Here is a 13501-nt window from a genome sequence, read left to right as displayed (position 1 = left end):
TTTATTTTGAAGGCTTTCTAATTCAATTATCTTGGCTTACTCAATTTGTGGTTTAGGACAGCGACAACCATAGATTATCCCAGTCGTCAGACCGAAACGGACCTTCCCGTTTTAGCACCAGTTGGTGTTGGGCGTTCAGTAAAAAGTGCGTCGGTGTGGTAGTGATTTTGCCAAAGCTATCTTGGTGACCTGCTGCCATGCGCCACACGGTTGGAAAGCGATGACTTTTTGGATAGGCGAGTGTGCTTGCTTCGTTATACTCATCTAAGTCTTTTTTGTTTTGATCGATATTGACGCCAATTAGAACGAATTTTTTACTCACATTGCGCACGTAAAACTCGCGCATTAATTTCAAGTCATTGGTACATACTGTGCAATCAAAAGTAAAAAAACTGACCAATGTTGTTTTGCCTGCGTAGTCCCGAAGATCTAGTTTTTTTCCAAAAACATCGACACCTTGCAAAGTGAAATCAGGTTTGCCCGGTTTAGGTTTGTCTGCTGCTAGGACTGTGTTCGTGAATAAACTGCCGAGTGCAGTGGCCTGAATAAAATCTCTTCTGTTCATTTTGGAAACTCCTTAGGCTAGGCGATGTACGCATACAAAAAGCGAGAATTTGGTTCTTTAGTTGCTACCTAAACATACTAAACCTAAGTACGGTGTTCTAGAGATAAATTTCGCCTTAGTACTTTATTTTTATGCAATTTAAACCTTGCTCGAATGTTTTTTAGTAAACGCTTATCCAGTTTTGCAGCTAACCCGACACTATGCCCAGCCAGATTGACTACACGTTATTCCATAGCTTTACCCAGAACATGCGCGCTCTCGGACAAACTAAACCGTTGTCTTCTGCCAACCATTGTGTCATGCCGATGCTAGTAAGTTTGGGTCCCTCACAACATAATGATAGGTGTAGGGATTTTCGTTGATACGCGACGGAATTTATTTACACTAAATGTATGCTGAATTCGCATTTGTGGACGATTACTATCTGGGAAGTCGGCGATGCCGTTCAAACCTTCTAAAGTTATTTTGGCGCGATAAATATATACCGTCTTATCCGCCGGAGTTGTTGTAAATGTATGTTTGGATAATAGATGGAATTTGTGGAGAGAATTTGGAGTGAATTTGGAACAATAAAAAAGCCCGGAAAATCTCCGGGCTTTAAGCGATATGTTTAGCTATCTGGTACAGCAAAGCGCTTAGACTTTCTTGCTTACCATTTCATCTCGCCTTTATTCACTTTAGCACCGATATCGAGCGACATGCCACCTTCAGTTAATTGCGGATAAGACTGTTTCATCGCGTTGATGAGTGCCGCGCCGTCTTTACTTGTCGCGAGATTTTTTTCAAAAGTCAGTAAGTAATTTTTGGTAAAGCTGATCGCACTAGTGTCAACGCTTGTGCCTGCACTCATGTGACCTGGCACGACTAATTCTGGTTTTAAGGCAGCCATTTCATCTAATTGTGTGATCCACGCAGCGCGTTCAGCCTGGCTTTGTGTATCGGCAGTCCACACATGCATATTGCCGAAGACCGCGATATTACCAACGATGGTTTTGATCGATGGAATCCATGCATAAGGACGGTGTGCCAACAGACCTGTGGTGCCGCGAATCTCAATAGTTTGACCTTCGAGTGTGATGCTGTTCGTCGTTAAGGCTTGTGGTGTCACTGGAGTGCTTGGTGCATTCGAGCCCATTTTGGGACCCCAAAACGCCACTTTGCCCGCCATCTTCGCGCTCAGTTTTTCGAGCACTGCAGGTGTGCTTACAACCTGTGCTTGTGGGAAAAATTCTTTCAAAGTTTCTACCCCAAAATAGTAGTCTGGATCGGCTTGGCTAACATAGATGGTGGTCAACTGCTTCCCGCTATCAAGCACATTGGCGGCGATACGCAATGCGTCTGCGCGGGTAAAACCAGCATCAATTACCATCGCTTCTTTTTCACCGTAGATCAGTGTCGAGTTGACGTTAAAACTGGTGTTACTGGCGTTGTAGATTTTGACTGTCAATGGCGCTTTGTTGCTGGCTGGTGCCGCTTGCGCTGTACCAAAGCTGATAGCGAGGGTGGCGGCAATTGTGCTGGTGATAAAGTTAGTGCGAATCATGATGAGTTCCTTTAATTTGAAATTAGTACGCAGCGATGCGTTGGATTACACTATAGTTGCTAATATCGCGCAGATAAACCGCATAAATTGACCATAACTATTTCTTAATTCGAGCAAATCATGGATAGATTGACTGCAATGCAAGTCTTTGTCGAAGTCGCCACCAGCGGCAGCTTTAGTGCTACGGCAGAAAAGTTAGAGATGTCGCGCGCGATGGTGACGCGCTATGTGGGCGAAATGGAACGATGGTTGGCTGCGCGATTATTGCAGCGAACCACGCGCAGCGTGACTTTGACCGATGCGGGCGAGAATTGCTTGCGTCGCTGCCAGCAAATGTTAGCGTTGATGGAAAATGTCGAGGAAGAAACCAGCGATCATGATGGCGAACTACGTGGACAACTTCGTGTCACCTGTAGTATCTCGCTTTGTTATGCGCAACTAGCGAAAGCGATTGTCGAGTTTTTGCGCATGCATCCGCAATTAAAAATTGATTTAAACGCGAGTGAGGGCGCTTTAAATCTGGTCGAAGCACGTGTTGATCTGGCAATCCGCATCAGCGGAGCGCCCGATCCCACACTTATTGGGCGTGTTTTGGCACCGTGTAGTTCAGTCTTAGTTGCCTCACCGGCATATCTGGCGAAGCATGCTGAACCGCAAATTCCCGCTGATTTAAGCGTACACCGATGCGTAAGTTATGCCAATTTTGGCAAGAGTATTTGGACATTACGTCGCGGAGAATTGCAAGAACAAGTGAGCGTCGGTAGTTACTTTAGTGCGAATGAGGCAACCGCCTTGTTACAGGCCTGTTTGGCGGGCGGTGGCATCGCTCTGCAACCGACCTATTTAGCCAATCCTTATTTGCGTGACGGACGTTTGCAACAAATTTTGCCTGAATGGGATTTACCTGAAATGTCGATCTATGCGCTCTATCCTTCGCGCAAACATTTATCGCCTGCGGTGAGAGCTTTGTTGGATTTTTTGGTGGAATGGTTTGCGGCCGTACCTTGGCAAGATATGGATAGCACGACATTGGACAAAATACAAAAAAGAGGAGTCTAAAAATAGACTTCTCTTTTTACTTTACTGTAGCCGCTAGCTACGAAGATCGATTTACAACGATGGGTAGCAAATTAATTGAACTGCTTGAAATCCGGCTTACGTTTTTGGAAAAAAGCCATCATCGCTTCGCGCGCTTCTGGTTGCGATAACATTGCTCCGAAATGCGCGTTCTCTTCATTCATTTTGTCGCGAATCGCTTGGGGTTGATTTGCCTTCATCAAGCTCTTGGTCAAGCGTATGGATTTGGCTGGCAAGGCGGCGATTTTCGCAGCTTGCTTTTCTGCATACGGCAATAATTCTTCGAGCGGTAATACTTTATTCACCAAGCCCATTTCATACGCTTGTTGTGCGTTGAACGCTTCACCCAATAACAGCATTTCCGCTGCACGCTGGTAACCAGCGATTTGCGGTAAAACCATGCTAGATGCGAATTCTGGGCATAAGCCCAATTGTGTGAACGGCATAGAGAATTTCGCATTGTCGGCCGCGTACACCAACTCACAATGCATTAGTAAGGTGGTACCAATACCGACCGCGCCACCTGAGACCGCGGCGATCACCGGTTTCTGCGCATCGTTTAAGGCGTGCATGAATTGATACACGGGCGGCATCTCTGCTGACGCTAAGCTACTAGCGTGTTTCATGAAGTCTTCCAGGTCATTGCCCGCTGTGAAAATTTCTGGCTTGCCCGTAATCAAAATCACGCTGACGTTTTTGTCGTCATTCGCTGCATTGATCGCATTCGCCATCGCTTCATACATACCAAACGTGATCGCGTTTTTCTTTTCTGGGCGATTGAAGTTGATCGTCAAAATGCCGTCATTGATGCTGGTCAGAATTTCCATGATGTCTCTTGATTTAGTTAGGTTGTGCGGAGGGATGCTGTTTGTTTTGTTGGATCAACCATTGTAAAGCTTGTTGCCACAAGCTGTGTCGAAACTCCGCTCTAAAAAAGCCGAAATGTCCAACGCGTTTTGCCTGTACGTCTTGTGGTTGTATGTAGCGCCGTTCGACCGGCGCGCGACTGAAATAATCGTGCAAGCCATCGATGTTTTTACGCCCCATCATTTCATCATCAGTAAAACTTAGGCTCAGGATCGGCGCAGTGAATTGTTGGTGATAGGTGCGCATGGCCTTGCCATCTTCATCGACGAAATAGCGCGGATCTTTGCACCAGCGCGACCATTGATAAATTACACCTTTGGGGAGATTGCCCACTTTGCGCAATTTCTTGCCCGGAAAATAGCCACAGATGCTGGTGTAGAGCGGCACCAGGACATACCACAGCAACCACACCATCCGTTTGGTCGGCGGCGCATTGTGGCGCCAGTAGCCAGTGCCAGAACCAATCGTCAACAGACCATCGATTAAATGATTATCGGGCAGCAGACCCGCGAGTTGACCGCCGAGCGAATGGCCGATCACTAATAAAGGAAGTTCAGGATGCCAAGCCTTCGCCGCATGCAAAGCCGAGTTATAGTCGAGTTCCGCCCAATCGCTAATATCCGCTTCAAAGCCACGTAAAGACTTGCCAAAGCGCGCATTCAAAGACTCACCCATGCCACGATAGTCGAAGCTCAACACAGCAAATCCATTCTCGCACAAGAATTCTGCAAAAGGCGCATAAAACTGCTGCTTCACCCCCATCGCCGCAGGAATCAACACCACCGCACGCGCAGCACCGGCAGGGGAATACCTGCGTCCCACCAGCTCAGTACCATCTTTCGCAATCAGCGTCGTCGTTTCAATCGTGCTCATACAGACTCCGTAAAAAAACCGCACAGTTTTGGATGTGCGGTTTTTGTGTTTCTGATTTTTTTTCCGAACAGTCGGCTAAATTCAATTATGGGGATGCAGGGCTAGGCGCAAAGCACAGCAATACACAAGTATTGCGAGCATCGGATTTACAGCCCCGACAACGCCATACGCCCCAGAATTGGATTTACATGCGTTCAAAAATGCCTGCTGCGCCCATACCTGTACCCACACACATCGTCACCATACCGTACTTCAAATTATTACGATGCAAAGCATGGATAGTCGTTGCAGAACGAATCGCACCTGTCGCGCCCAGTGGGTGACCCAAAGCAATCGCGCCGCCCATAGGATTCACTTTCGCTGGATCGAGACCGAGGTCTTGTACCACTGCCAAAGATTGCGCCGCAAACGCTTCGTTTAATTCGAACCAGTCGATTTGGTCTTGTGTGATACCCGCAGCTTTACATGCTGCAGGGATCGCTTCTTTCGGACCAATACCCATGATTTCTGGAGGAACGCCGCGTACTGCGAAGGACGCAAAGCGTGCCAATGGTGTCAGGTTGAATTGCTTCAAGATTTTTTCGCTAACCAGAATCAAAGCACCTGCACCGTCAGAAGTTTGTGAGCTGTTACCTGCAGTCACAGAACCTTTAGCTGCGAACACTGCTTTCAGTTTTGCCAAACCTTCGAGTGATGTATCTGGACGTGCACCTTCGTCACGATTGACGGTGCGAGTTTTGAGTTCGATTTCGCCTGTTGCCAAGTTTGGCACGCGGTCGATAATTTCGAATGGTGTAGTTTCAGCATCGAAGTAACCAGCCGCTTGCGCAGCCAATGCACGTTGATGGGATTGCAAAGCGAAGGCATCTTGCGCTTCACGGCTAATTTTCCATTGCGCTGCGACTTTCTCTGCAGTCAAACCCATACCGTAAGCGATACCGGCATTTTCGTCTTTGAGAATTGCCATGTTCATCGATGGATTGTTACCCATCATTGGCACCATGGACATGGATTCCACACCCGCTGCGATCATGACGTCAGCTTGGCCAACGCGAATGCGATCAGCCGCCATAGCCACTGCCGTGATACCAGAAGCGCAGTAACGGTTGATGGTCACGCCGCCGATGGTGTTTGGCAAGCCAGCCAACAGCACGCTCATACGTGCCAAGTTCAAGCCTTGTGCGCCTTCTGGGAAGGAGCAGCCAACAATCGCGTCTTCAATCAGTTTAGGATCAAGATTTGGCACTTGGGCCAAAGCGGATTTCAATACACCGACCAGCAAGTCATCTGGGCGTGTGTTGCGGAACATACCACGGCCCGATTTACCAATAGGGGAACGAGTTGCCGCGACGATGTAAGCGTCTTGTAATTGAGTAGTCATTGTCGAGTCCTCGATGAATTAGTTACGTACTGGTTTGCCGGTTTGCATCATGCCCATGATGCGCTCTTGCGTTTTTGGATGATTCAATAATTCCATAAACGCTTTTCGCTCCATGTCGAGCAACCATTGTTCGCTGACCATGCTGCCGTTGTCGATGTCGCCACCGCACACCACTTCAGCAATCATCTTGCCGAGTTTGAAGTCATGTGCAGAGATGAAACCACCATCACGCATATTGATCAATTGCGCGCCGATTGTTGCAATGCCGTGACGGCCTGTCACAGGCACCAGCTTACGCATTGGCGGACGATAGCCGGCATCGAACATGGCACGGGCTTCGACTTTTGCGACGTGCAGCAATTCGAAAGCATTGAAGACGATAACGTCGTCTTGACCGAGGTAGCCCATTTTTTGCGCTTCCAAAGCAGACTTCGACACGTTCGCTGTCGCTGCGTTGGTGAAGTAGTTCTTCAAGAATTGTAAGAGATCGGTGCCTTTTGCATCTTTCGCTGCGCGCACAGCAGCTTCTTTCAAGCCGCCGCCCCCTGGAACCAAGCCCACGCCAACTTCAACCAAACCGATGTACGATTCGAGTGCAGCGACACGTTTTGCAGCGTGCATCATCAACTCGCAACCACCACCGAGTGCCAAGCCAGCCACCGCAGCCACCACTGGGATATTTGCGTATTTCAATGCTTGGTGTGCGTTTTGTAATTGTGATACTGCTGGCTCAATCGCTTTCACGCCGCCAGACATAAACAATGGCAGCATCGCTTGCAAATCTGCACCAGCAGAGAAAGCACCGCCTTCAGCTGCGTCGGCATGCCAAATCACCAAGCCTTTGAAGTTCTTCTCAGCTTCAGCAATCGCTTTTTCCATACCAGCGACTACACCTGGGCCAATCACATGCATCTTGGTTTTGAAGGACAAGATCAAGACATCATCGTTCTGATGCCAGATACGGACGGAATCATCTTCGAAGAAAGTCACGCCAGCGGTTGCGCCTGTTTCGGCACCAGCGCCCAAGACAGGAGCGCGGAACGCTTGACGGTCATAGACTGCCAAGTTCGAACGTGGAACGAAGGTGCTGCGGCTGATAGACCATGAGCCTTCTGATGTATGCACGCCGCCTTTGTCTGCGACTGGGCCTTCAAATACCCACGCTGGCAATGGTGTTGCGCACAGTGCTTTACCTGCATCAATATCTTCTTTGACCCAAGTTGCTACTTGCTGCCAACCGGAAGCCTGCCATGTTTCGAATGGACCGACATTCCAGCCAAAGCCCCAACGCATGGCGAAGTCGATATCGCGTGCATTGTCCGCAATCGTTGCACCGTGAATCGCGATGTAGTGGAATGCGTCACGGAAGATGGACCACAAGAACTGCGCTTGTTTATTGGTCGACTCACGTAAAGATTTCATCTTCTTGACTGGATCTTTTTCCTTCAAGATGCGGCCCACCAAGTCATCTGCCTTGGCGCCACCTGGAACGTATTCACCGCTCGCGAAATCTAAACGCAGGATGTCTTTGCCGACTTTCTTGTAGAAACCTGCACCGGATTTGGAACCGAGCGTGCCAGCTGCGACCAATTTCGCCAAGACTTCTGGCGTTTTGTAGACCGCGAAGAATGGATCATCTTGCAAGTTGTCTTGCATGGTTTTGATCACGTGCGCCATGGTGTCGAGACCAACCACGTCGGCTGTACGGAAAGTGCCAGAGGATGCACGACCCAATTTTTTACCAGTCAAATCATCGACGACGTCAACGCTCAAGCCAAATTGTTCCGCTTGATAAATCGTTGCCAGCATACCGAAGATACCAACGCGATTCGCGATGAAGTTCGGCGTGTCTTTCGCGTGAACCACGCCTTTACCCAAAGTCGTCGTCAAGAAACCTTCGAGTTGGTCGAGGATGTCAGAACGCGTCGCTGCAGTCGGGATTAATTCAACCAAGTGCATGTAGCGTGGTGGATTGAAGAAATGCACGCCGCAGAAACGTTCTTTCAAGCCCGCATCAAAACCTTCAGACAAGGCCGTGATCGACAAGCCAGAGGTATTGGATGCGAAGATCGCATTTGGTGCAATGTGTGGTGCGACTTTTTTGTACAGATCGTGTTTCCAATCCATACGTTCTGCAATCGCTTCGATGATCAAATCGCAGCCTGCCAACACGTCGAGGTTGTCTTCATAGTTTGCGACTTCGATCAACGCTGCATCGTCTTTGTCGCCCAGCGGTGCTGGGTTGAGCTTTTTCAGGTTCTCAATCGCTTTAAGAACGATACCGTTTTTCGGGCCTTCTTTGGCTGGCAAGTCGAACAAAACCACAGGGACTTTGGCATTGACACAGTGCGCAGCAATTTGCGCTCCCATCACACCAGCGCCAAGGACGGCGACTTTTTTGACGATGAAATTAGGCATTGGATAACCTTTACATGAAATTCAAACTTGGTTGGGGGTAGTTCAAAACAATTGATCTACATTTCTTATTCCCCCTCTCCCGCTTGCGTGAGAGGGGGCTTAACAATAATTAGAATAATTCTGCTTCTAGGGACAACAAATTCGCAGAACCAGAACGTGCTTGACGGATCAACATCGCTGTCTCTGGATACAAACGCGCGAAGTAGAAACGAATCGTCGCTAATTTGGCTTTGTAGAAGGTATCGCCAGAATCTTGTTTCGCTAAAGCGATCTTCGCCATTTGTGCGAAGAAGTAGCTGTAGACCAAATGACCTGCAACGCGCAGGTAAGGAACCGCAGCTGCGCCAACTTCGTCAGGATTTTGGAAAGCCTTCATGCCGATTTCCATCGTCAACTTGGTCAATTTGTCGCCCAAGTCAGCCAGTGGTGTGACGAATTCAGACATCGCTTCATCCGTGCCATTTTCTTCCACGAATGCTTGTACTTTTGCACCAAACTTACGCAGTTTTGCGCCATTGTCTTGCAAAATTTTACGACCTAACAAATCCAAAGATTGAACAGTGTTGGTACCTTCATAGATCAAATTAATACGTGCATCTCGTACATATTGTTCCATGCCCCATTCAGCGATGTAACCGTGACCGCCGTAGACTTGTAAGCATTCAGATGTCGCTGTCCATGCATTGTCCGTGATGAAGGCTTTGATGATCGGTGTCAACAAAGCGACTTCATCGGCACATTCTTTACGCACGTCTTCATCTGGATGATTCAATTCTTTATCCAGCAAAATTGCTGCGTGTGAGCACAATGCACGACCACCTTCGGCCCATGCTTTCGCCGTCAACAACATACGACGCACGTCAGCGTGAACGATAATTGGATCGGCTGGTTTGTCTGGTGCTTTAGGGCCCGACAAACTACGCATTTGAATACGATCTTTGGCGTAAATTAAAGCATTTTGGTAAGCAACTTCGGTCAAGCCCAAACCTTGCATCCCTACGCCCAAACGCGCTGCGTTCATGAACACGAACATCGCGTTCAAACCTTTGTGTGGTTGACCGATCAAAGTACCGACCGCACCATCCAAATTCATTTGGCAAGTGGAGTTGCCGTGAATACCCATTTTTTCTTCGATTGCGCCGCAGAAGATAGGATTCCGTGCACCTAAGCTGCCGTCTGCATTCACCAAGAATTTTGGTACTAGGAACAAAGAAATACCTTTGGAGCCTTCTGGTGCGTCTGGCAAACGCGCTAATACCAAGTGAATAATATTTTCTGCGCAATCATGTTCACCGGCAGAGATAAAGATTTTCGCGCCGGTGATTTTGTAAGTGCCGTCGCCTTGTGGTTCTGCTTTAGAACGCAACATGCCGAGATCGGTACCGCAGTGTGGCTCGGTCAAGCACATCGTGCCTGTCCATTCGCCTGAGGTCAATTTTGGCAAGAACTGTGCTTTTTGTTCTGGTGTGCCGTGCTCGTGCAAACATTCGTAAGCACCGTGAGACAAACCTGGGTACATAGTCCACGCCTGATTCGCAGAATTCATCATTTCATACAATGAATTGTTCATGACTAATGGCAAACCTTGACCGCCATATTCTGGATCGCATGAGAGGGCAGGCCAGCCAGCTTCAACGTATTGTTTGTAAGCTTCTTTAAAGCCTTTTGGTGTCGTTACAGAGTGCGTCGCTTTATCATGATGGCAGCCTTCTCGGTCGCCAGAATGATTCAAGGGAAAAATCACTTCTGAGCAAAATTTGCCCGCTTCTTCCATCACTTGATTGATGATGTCGGCATCAATTTCTTCGTATTTTGGCAGTGCTTTTAACTCTGCTTCTACTCCCAACAATTCATGTAAAACGAATTGCATATCACGTAATGGAGCGATGTATTGACCCATGATTTTCTCCTCTGGACTAAATAAGTTCTAAAATTAAAAAATTAAACTTGCCGTTATTGATTGCTACTTGCGCGGTATTCACGCTGCTGTTTTATATGGTGCATATGATTGGATCATTCTTTCGAAACCTGTTTCTGCGCGATTCACGCTTCCTGACTTTTTGAGGAAACGGGCATCATGATGTAGCGCTAAAATCAATCCATACATTTCATAGACAATTTGCGCAGGATCGACATTCGCCTCGAGATGTTGGAATTCTTGTGCCTGGATCGTCGCTCGCAATAATGCACCTTGCCACGCATTGACCATCCCAACGAGTTCATCTCGAATTGGTCCGTGGCGATCATCGTATTCGGTCGCGCCGCTAATATAAATACAACCTGATGCAATTTCTTGGGTCACGCGTTTGACCCACAGAGAAAACATGGAGCGTAAGCGCGGCAAGCCGCGATCTTCCTTCATGCTCGGGTAAAACACTTCTTGCTCAAATAGATGATGATAGAGCTTCAAAACGGCAATTTGCAGATCTTCGCGCGAGCCGAAATGAGCAAATACGCCGGATTTACTCATATTCATTTGTTCAGCCAGCAAACCGATAGTCAATCCTTCAAGCCCGTGCCGACTCGCGGACTGCAATGCCGTCTCCAATATCGCGGCGCGAGTTAATTCCCCCTTGCGCATAAACTTCGATGTGATATTCATAGAGTCAAATGAGGTTCCGAATGTTGCTGAAATCGTTTTGATAAAAACCCCTTTGGTCGCAGTTGGACTTAGCTTTAATCCTGCACCAAAGAAAATAATCGAACGACCGTACTATTCAACATGCGACTTTAAAAGTCAATCAGAAAAAAGTCATTAGAATGGAATACCTACAATACTGTGTGAGTTCGCAACAGCCCAATTTTGAGCTTTGTAATCCTGTTAGAAAATGGCCATGCCGACTCGAGGTGGACATGGCCATATAGTTATTTGATTGAATACTTAGGCAATGAAGGAAAAAGGATAGTGTAAGTTTATTAAAACTCTTCCCATGAATCTTCTCGAGTCGATTGGGATGCAACTGATGCGGGTTTGGTCGGTGCTGCTTTTATACGTGCAGCGGGAGCCCGAGAGACTTGTGCAGGAGCTGGGCTGGCTTTTCTGTTCACTGTGCTTGATTTGATTCCTTGATGCCTGTGGGTCTGATCTAGTTTAAAGACACTCACAACTTGTACTAAATTAGCGGATTGCTCTTGCAAGGTAGCCGCAGCGGCAGCGGCCTCTTCAACCAATGCCGCGTTTTGTTGGGTCACGCTATCCATTTGCATGATTGCTTGATTGATTTGTTCAATACCGCTGGTTTGTTCTTGGCCAGCGGCGGTGATTTCGCTAATGATGTCACTTACCCGCTTTACGCTATCAACGACCTCTTGCATGGTACTACCTGCAGCATCGACCAGTCGTGTTCCTTGACCAACTTTTTCGACTGAATCGTTAATGAGTTCTTTGATCTCTTTCGCTGCGCTCGCTGAGCGTTGCGCGAGACTGCGAACTTCTGATGCCACCACGGCAAAGCCACGACCTTGTTCACCTGCACGCGCTGCTTCCACCGCAGCGTTCAGTGCCAAGATATTAGTTTGAAAGGCGATGCCATCAATCACGCTAATAATATCGACAATTTTCTTAGATGATTCATTGATGGAAGTCATCGTCGTCACCACCTCTGACACCACACTGCCGCCTTTTTCAGCAATGGAAGTTGCAGTTTGAGACAAAATATTTGCCTGTCGTGCATTATCACTATTGTGCTTGACCGTTGAGGTGATTTCCTCCATTGAAGATGCAGTTTCCTCCAGCGAGCTCGCTTGTTCTTCCGTACGCGAAGAGAGATCTAGGTTGCCGTTGGCGATCTCAATTGCGGCATTATTTATTTGGTCGGTGCCCGCTCTCACTTCGCTAACGACGGTTAATAAACTAGCATTCATTTCCCCGAGTGCGCGAATCAATTGACCGGTTTCACAGGTGCTCTCTGCATCAACTTTTTGGGTGAGGTCTCCCGATGCGATTGATTGCGCGAGGTCGACGGCTTGTTTGAGTGGGGATGAAACGATTTTTGCAAGCCATATCGCCATCATTAAGCCTATCGCGATACTAACAATCATGGCGCCGATGATCATCGTGCGAGCGTGTGAAAACTGCACACTGCTCTCCGCGAATGCTTCTTGACCTCCTTGAATGTGTGCGTCGACGATTTTATCTAATAACTCACGCATTTTTTTGTTGCTGTCTGAAGACTCTTTGCGTAACACTGCGAGTGCTCCGGCTACATTGCCCTCGTTGGCGAAACTGGCAATTTTTTCCGAGATTGCACTGTATTCGTTGAAGGCGACCAACAAATCGTCAAGTGACTTTTTTTCTGATTGAGAATCGGCAAATTTTAATGAAGTGGTGTGATATTTTCTGAACGCGTCTGCTGCTTCTTTGGTACGGTCATGGTACTTTTTGACATCGGCAGGAGAATCCGCTGTCGCCAATTGCGCCTCCTGTGATCGCATGCGCGACACACTTTCTTTCATTCCCATACCATTAATTGAGCTCGGCATCCAATCATTTCCGATTTCATCTGCAGCGTGATTCACTTTGCCGAGTTGAATGATGGAAAAAATACCCAGAAAGCAGGTTAGTAGTAGGACTGCGAGAAAACCGACGATCAATTTTGTGGCGATTCTTAAATCATAAAACGCTTGCATTTGAATCTCCTTCGAGGATTATTTCAATACTTCAAGTGTTGGTATGTAAGAAAAAAGTTGCAGAAGAATAATATACGCCTAAATTCTTTGACGTGAGGCCTTAAGTTAGACGAAAGTTGTTAAATTGCATTAGTTATTTATATTTAAT

10 protein-coding genes are annotated in these 13501 nt (G+C 47.5%); 1 reads left to right on the top strand and 9 read right to left on the bottom strand.

Annotated elements, in window-relative coordinates; genetic code table 11:
• Positions 1-52: 52 nt before the first annotated feature.
• Together KDM90_RS06555 and KDM90_RS06550 are read right to left on the bottom strand one after the other, a co-directional pair.
• Positions 53-565, bottom strand: a complete 513-nt coding sequence (locus KDM90_RS06555; protein ID WP_212674787.1) for a TlpA family protein disulfide reductase — start codon at positions 563-565, stop codon at positions 53-55.
• Positions 566-1214: 649 nt separating this feature from the next.
• Positions 1215-2108: an MBL fold metallo-hydrolase gene (locus KDM90_RS06550; protein WP_212674786.1), complete on the bottom strand. Its 894-nt coding sequence runs from the start codon at positions 2106-2108 to the stop codon at positions 1215-1217.
• Positions 2109-2228: 120 nt separating this feature from the next.
• Here KDM90_RS06550 and KDM90_RS06545 point away from each other — a divergent pair, with 120 nt between their 5' ends.
• Positions 2229-3167 carry a LysR family transcriptional regulator gene (locus KDM90_RS06545; protein WP_212674785.1) on the top strand — a complete coding sequence of 313 codons (939 nt, stop codon included), beginning with the start codon at positions 2229-2231 and terminating at the stop codon, positions 3165-3167.
• A 71-nt stretch (positions 3168-3238) separates the two neighbouring features.
• Here KDM90_RS06545 and KDM90_RS06540 read toward each other — a convergent pair whose 3' ends face one another.
• The 7 genes from KDM90_RS06540 to KDM90_RS17885 form a co-directional block, all read right to left on the bottom strand.
• Complete coding sequence (locus tag KDM90_RS06540) at positions 3239-4012, bottom strand: enoyl-CoA hydratase (RefSeq protein ID WP_212674784.1); 774 nt, start codon at positions 4010-4012, stop codon at positions 3239-3241.
• Between the two features lie 13 nt (positions 4013-4025).
• A complete protein-coding gene (locus tag KDM90_RS06535; RefSeq protein ID WP_230409644.1) occupies positions 4026-4925 on the bottom strand; it encodes an alpha/beta hydrolase family protein in 900 nt (299 codons plus the stop codon).
• 184 nt (positions 4926-5109) lie between these two features.
• Positions 5110-6306: an acetyl-CoA C-acyltransferase gene (locus tag KDM90_RS06530; RefSeq protein WP_212674783.1), complete on the bottom strand. Its 1197-nt coding sequence runs from the start codon at positions 6304-6306 to the stop codon at positions 5110-5112.
• Positions 6307-6324: 18 nt separating this feature from the next.
• Positions 6325-8724: a 3-hydroxyacyl-CoA dehydrogenase/enoyl-CoA hydratase family protein gene (locus KDM90_RS06525; RefSeq protein ID WP_212674782.1), complete on the bottom strand. Its 2400-nt coding sequence runs from the start codon at positions 8722-8724 to the stop codon at positions 6325-6327.
• A gap of 109 nt (positions 8725-8833) precedes the next feature.
• Positions 8834-10624: an acyl-CoA dehydrogenase C-terminal domain-containing protein gene (locus KDM90_RS06520; RefSeq protein ID WP_212674781.1), complete on the bottom strand. Its 1791-nt coding sequence runs from the start codon at positions 10622-10624 to the stop codon at positions 8834-8836.
• A 78-nt stretch (positions 10625-10702) separates the two neighbouring features.
• Positions 10703-11305: a TetR/AcrR family transcriptional regulator gene (locus KDM90_RS06515; RefSeq protein WP_212675033.1), complete on the bottom strand. Its 603-nt coding sequence runs from the start codon at positions 11303-11305 to the stop codon at positions 10703-10705.
• A 335-nt stretch (positions 11306-11640) separates the two neighbouring features.
• Positions 11641-13353, bottom strand: coding sequence for a methyl-accepting chemotaxis protein (locus KDM90_RS17885; protein ID WP_212674780.1), 1713 nt, complete (start codon positions 13351-13353; stop codon positions 11641-11643).
• Between the last annotated feature and the right edge of the window lie 148 nt (positions 13354-13501).

It is taken from the genome of Affinundibacterium fentianense, assembly GCF_018139545.1.
In the GTDB taxonomy this organism is placed as follows: domain Bacteria; phylum Pseudomonadota; class Gammaproteobacteria; order Burkholderiales; family Burkholderiaceae_D; genus Undibacterium; species Undibacterium fentianense.
The sequence above is the reverse complement of the archived record's forward strand: the minus strand, read 5'-3'. Positions and strand labels throughout refer to the sequence as shown.

What these genes read in the sequence shown, in the direction of transcription:
- KDM90_RS17885 (WP_212674780.1), bottom strand. Translation starts at nt 13,353, where the DNA reads ATGCAAGCGTTTTATGATTTAAGAATCGCCACAAAATTGATCGTCGGT.
- KDM90_RS06530 (WP_212674783.1), bottom strand. Translation starts at nt 6,306, where the DNA reads ATGACTACTCAATTACAAGACGCTTACATCGTCGCGGCAACTCGTTCC.
- KDM90_RS06520 (WP_212674781.1), bottom strand. Translation starts at nt 10,624, where the DNA reads ATGGGTCAATACATCGCTCCATTACGTGATATGCAATTCGTTTTACAT.
- KDM90_RS06555 (WP_212674787.1), bottom strand. Translation starts at nt 565, where the DNA reads ATGAACAGAAGAGATTTTATTCAGGCCACTGCACTCGGCAGTTTATTC.
- KDM90_RS06535 (WP_230409644.1), bottom strand. Translation starts at nt 4,925, where the DNA reads ATGAGCACGATTGAAACGACGACGCTGATTGCGAAAGATGGTACTGAG.
- KDM90_RS06545 (WP_212674785.1), top strand. Translation starts at nt 2,229, where the DNA reads ATGGATAGATTGACTGCAATGCAAGTCTTTGTCGAAGTCGCCACCAGC.
- KDM90_RS06515 (WP_212675033.1), bottom strand. Translation starts at nt 11,305, where the DNA reads ATGCGCAAGGGGGAATTAACTCGCGCCGCGATATTGGAGACGGCATTG.
- KDM90_RS06540 (WP_212674784.1), bottom strand. Translation starts at nt 4,012, where the DNA reads ATGGAAATTCTGACCAGCATCAATGACGGCATTTTGACGATCAACTTC.
- KDM90_RS06525 (WP_212674782.1), bottom strand. Translation starts at nt 8,724, where the DNA reads ATGCCTAATTTCATCGTCAAAAAAGTCGCCGTCCTTGGCGCTGGTGTG.
- KDM90_RS06550 (WP_212674786.1), bottom strand. Translation starts at nt 2,108, where the DNA reads ATGATTCGCACTAACTTTATCACCAGCACAATTGCCGCCACCCTCGCT.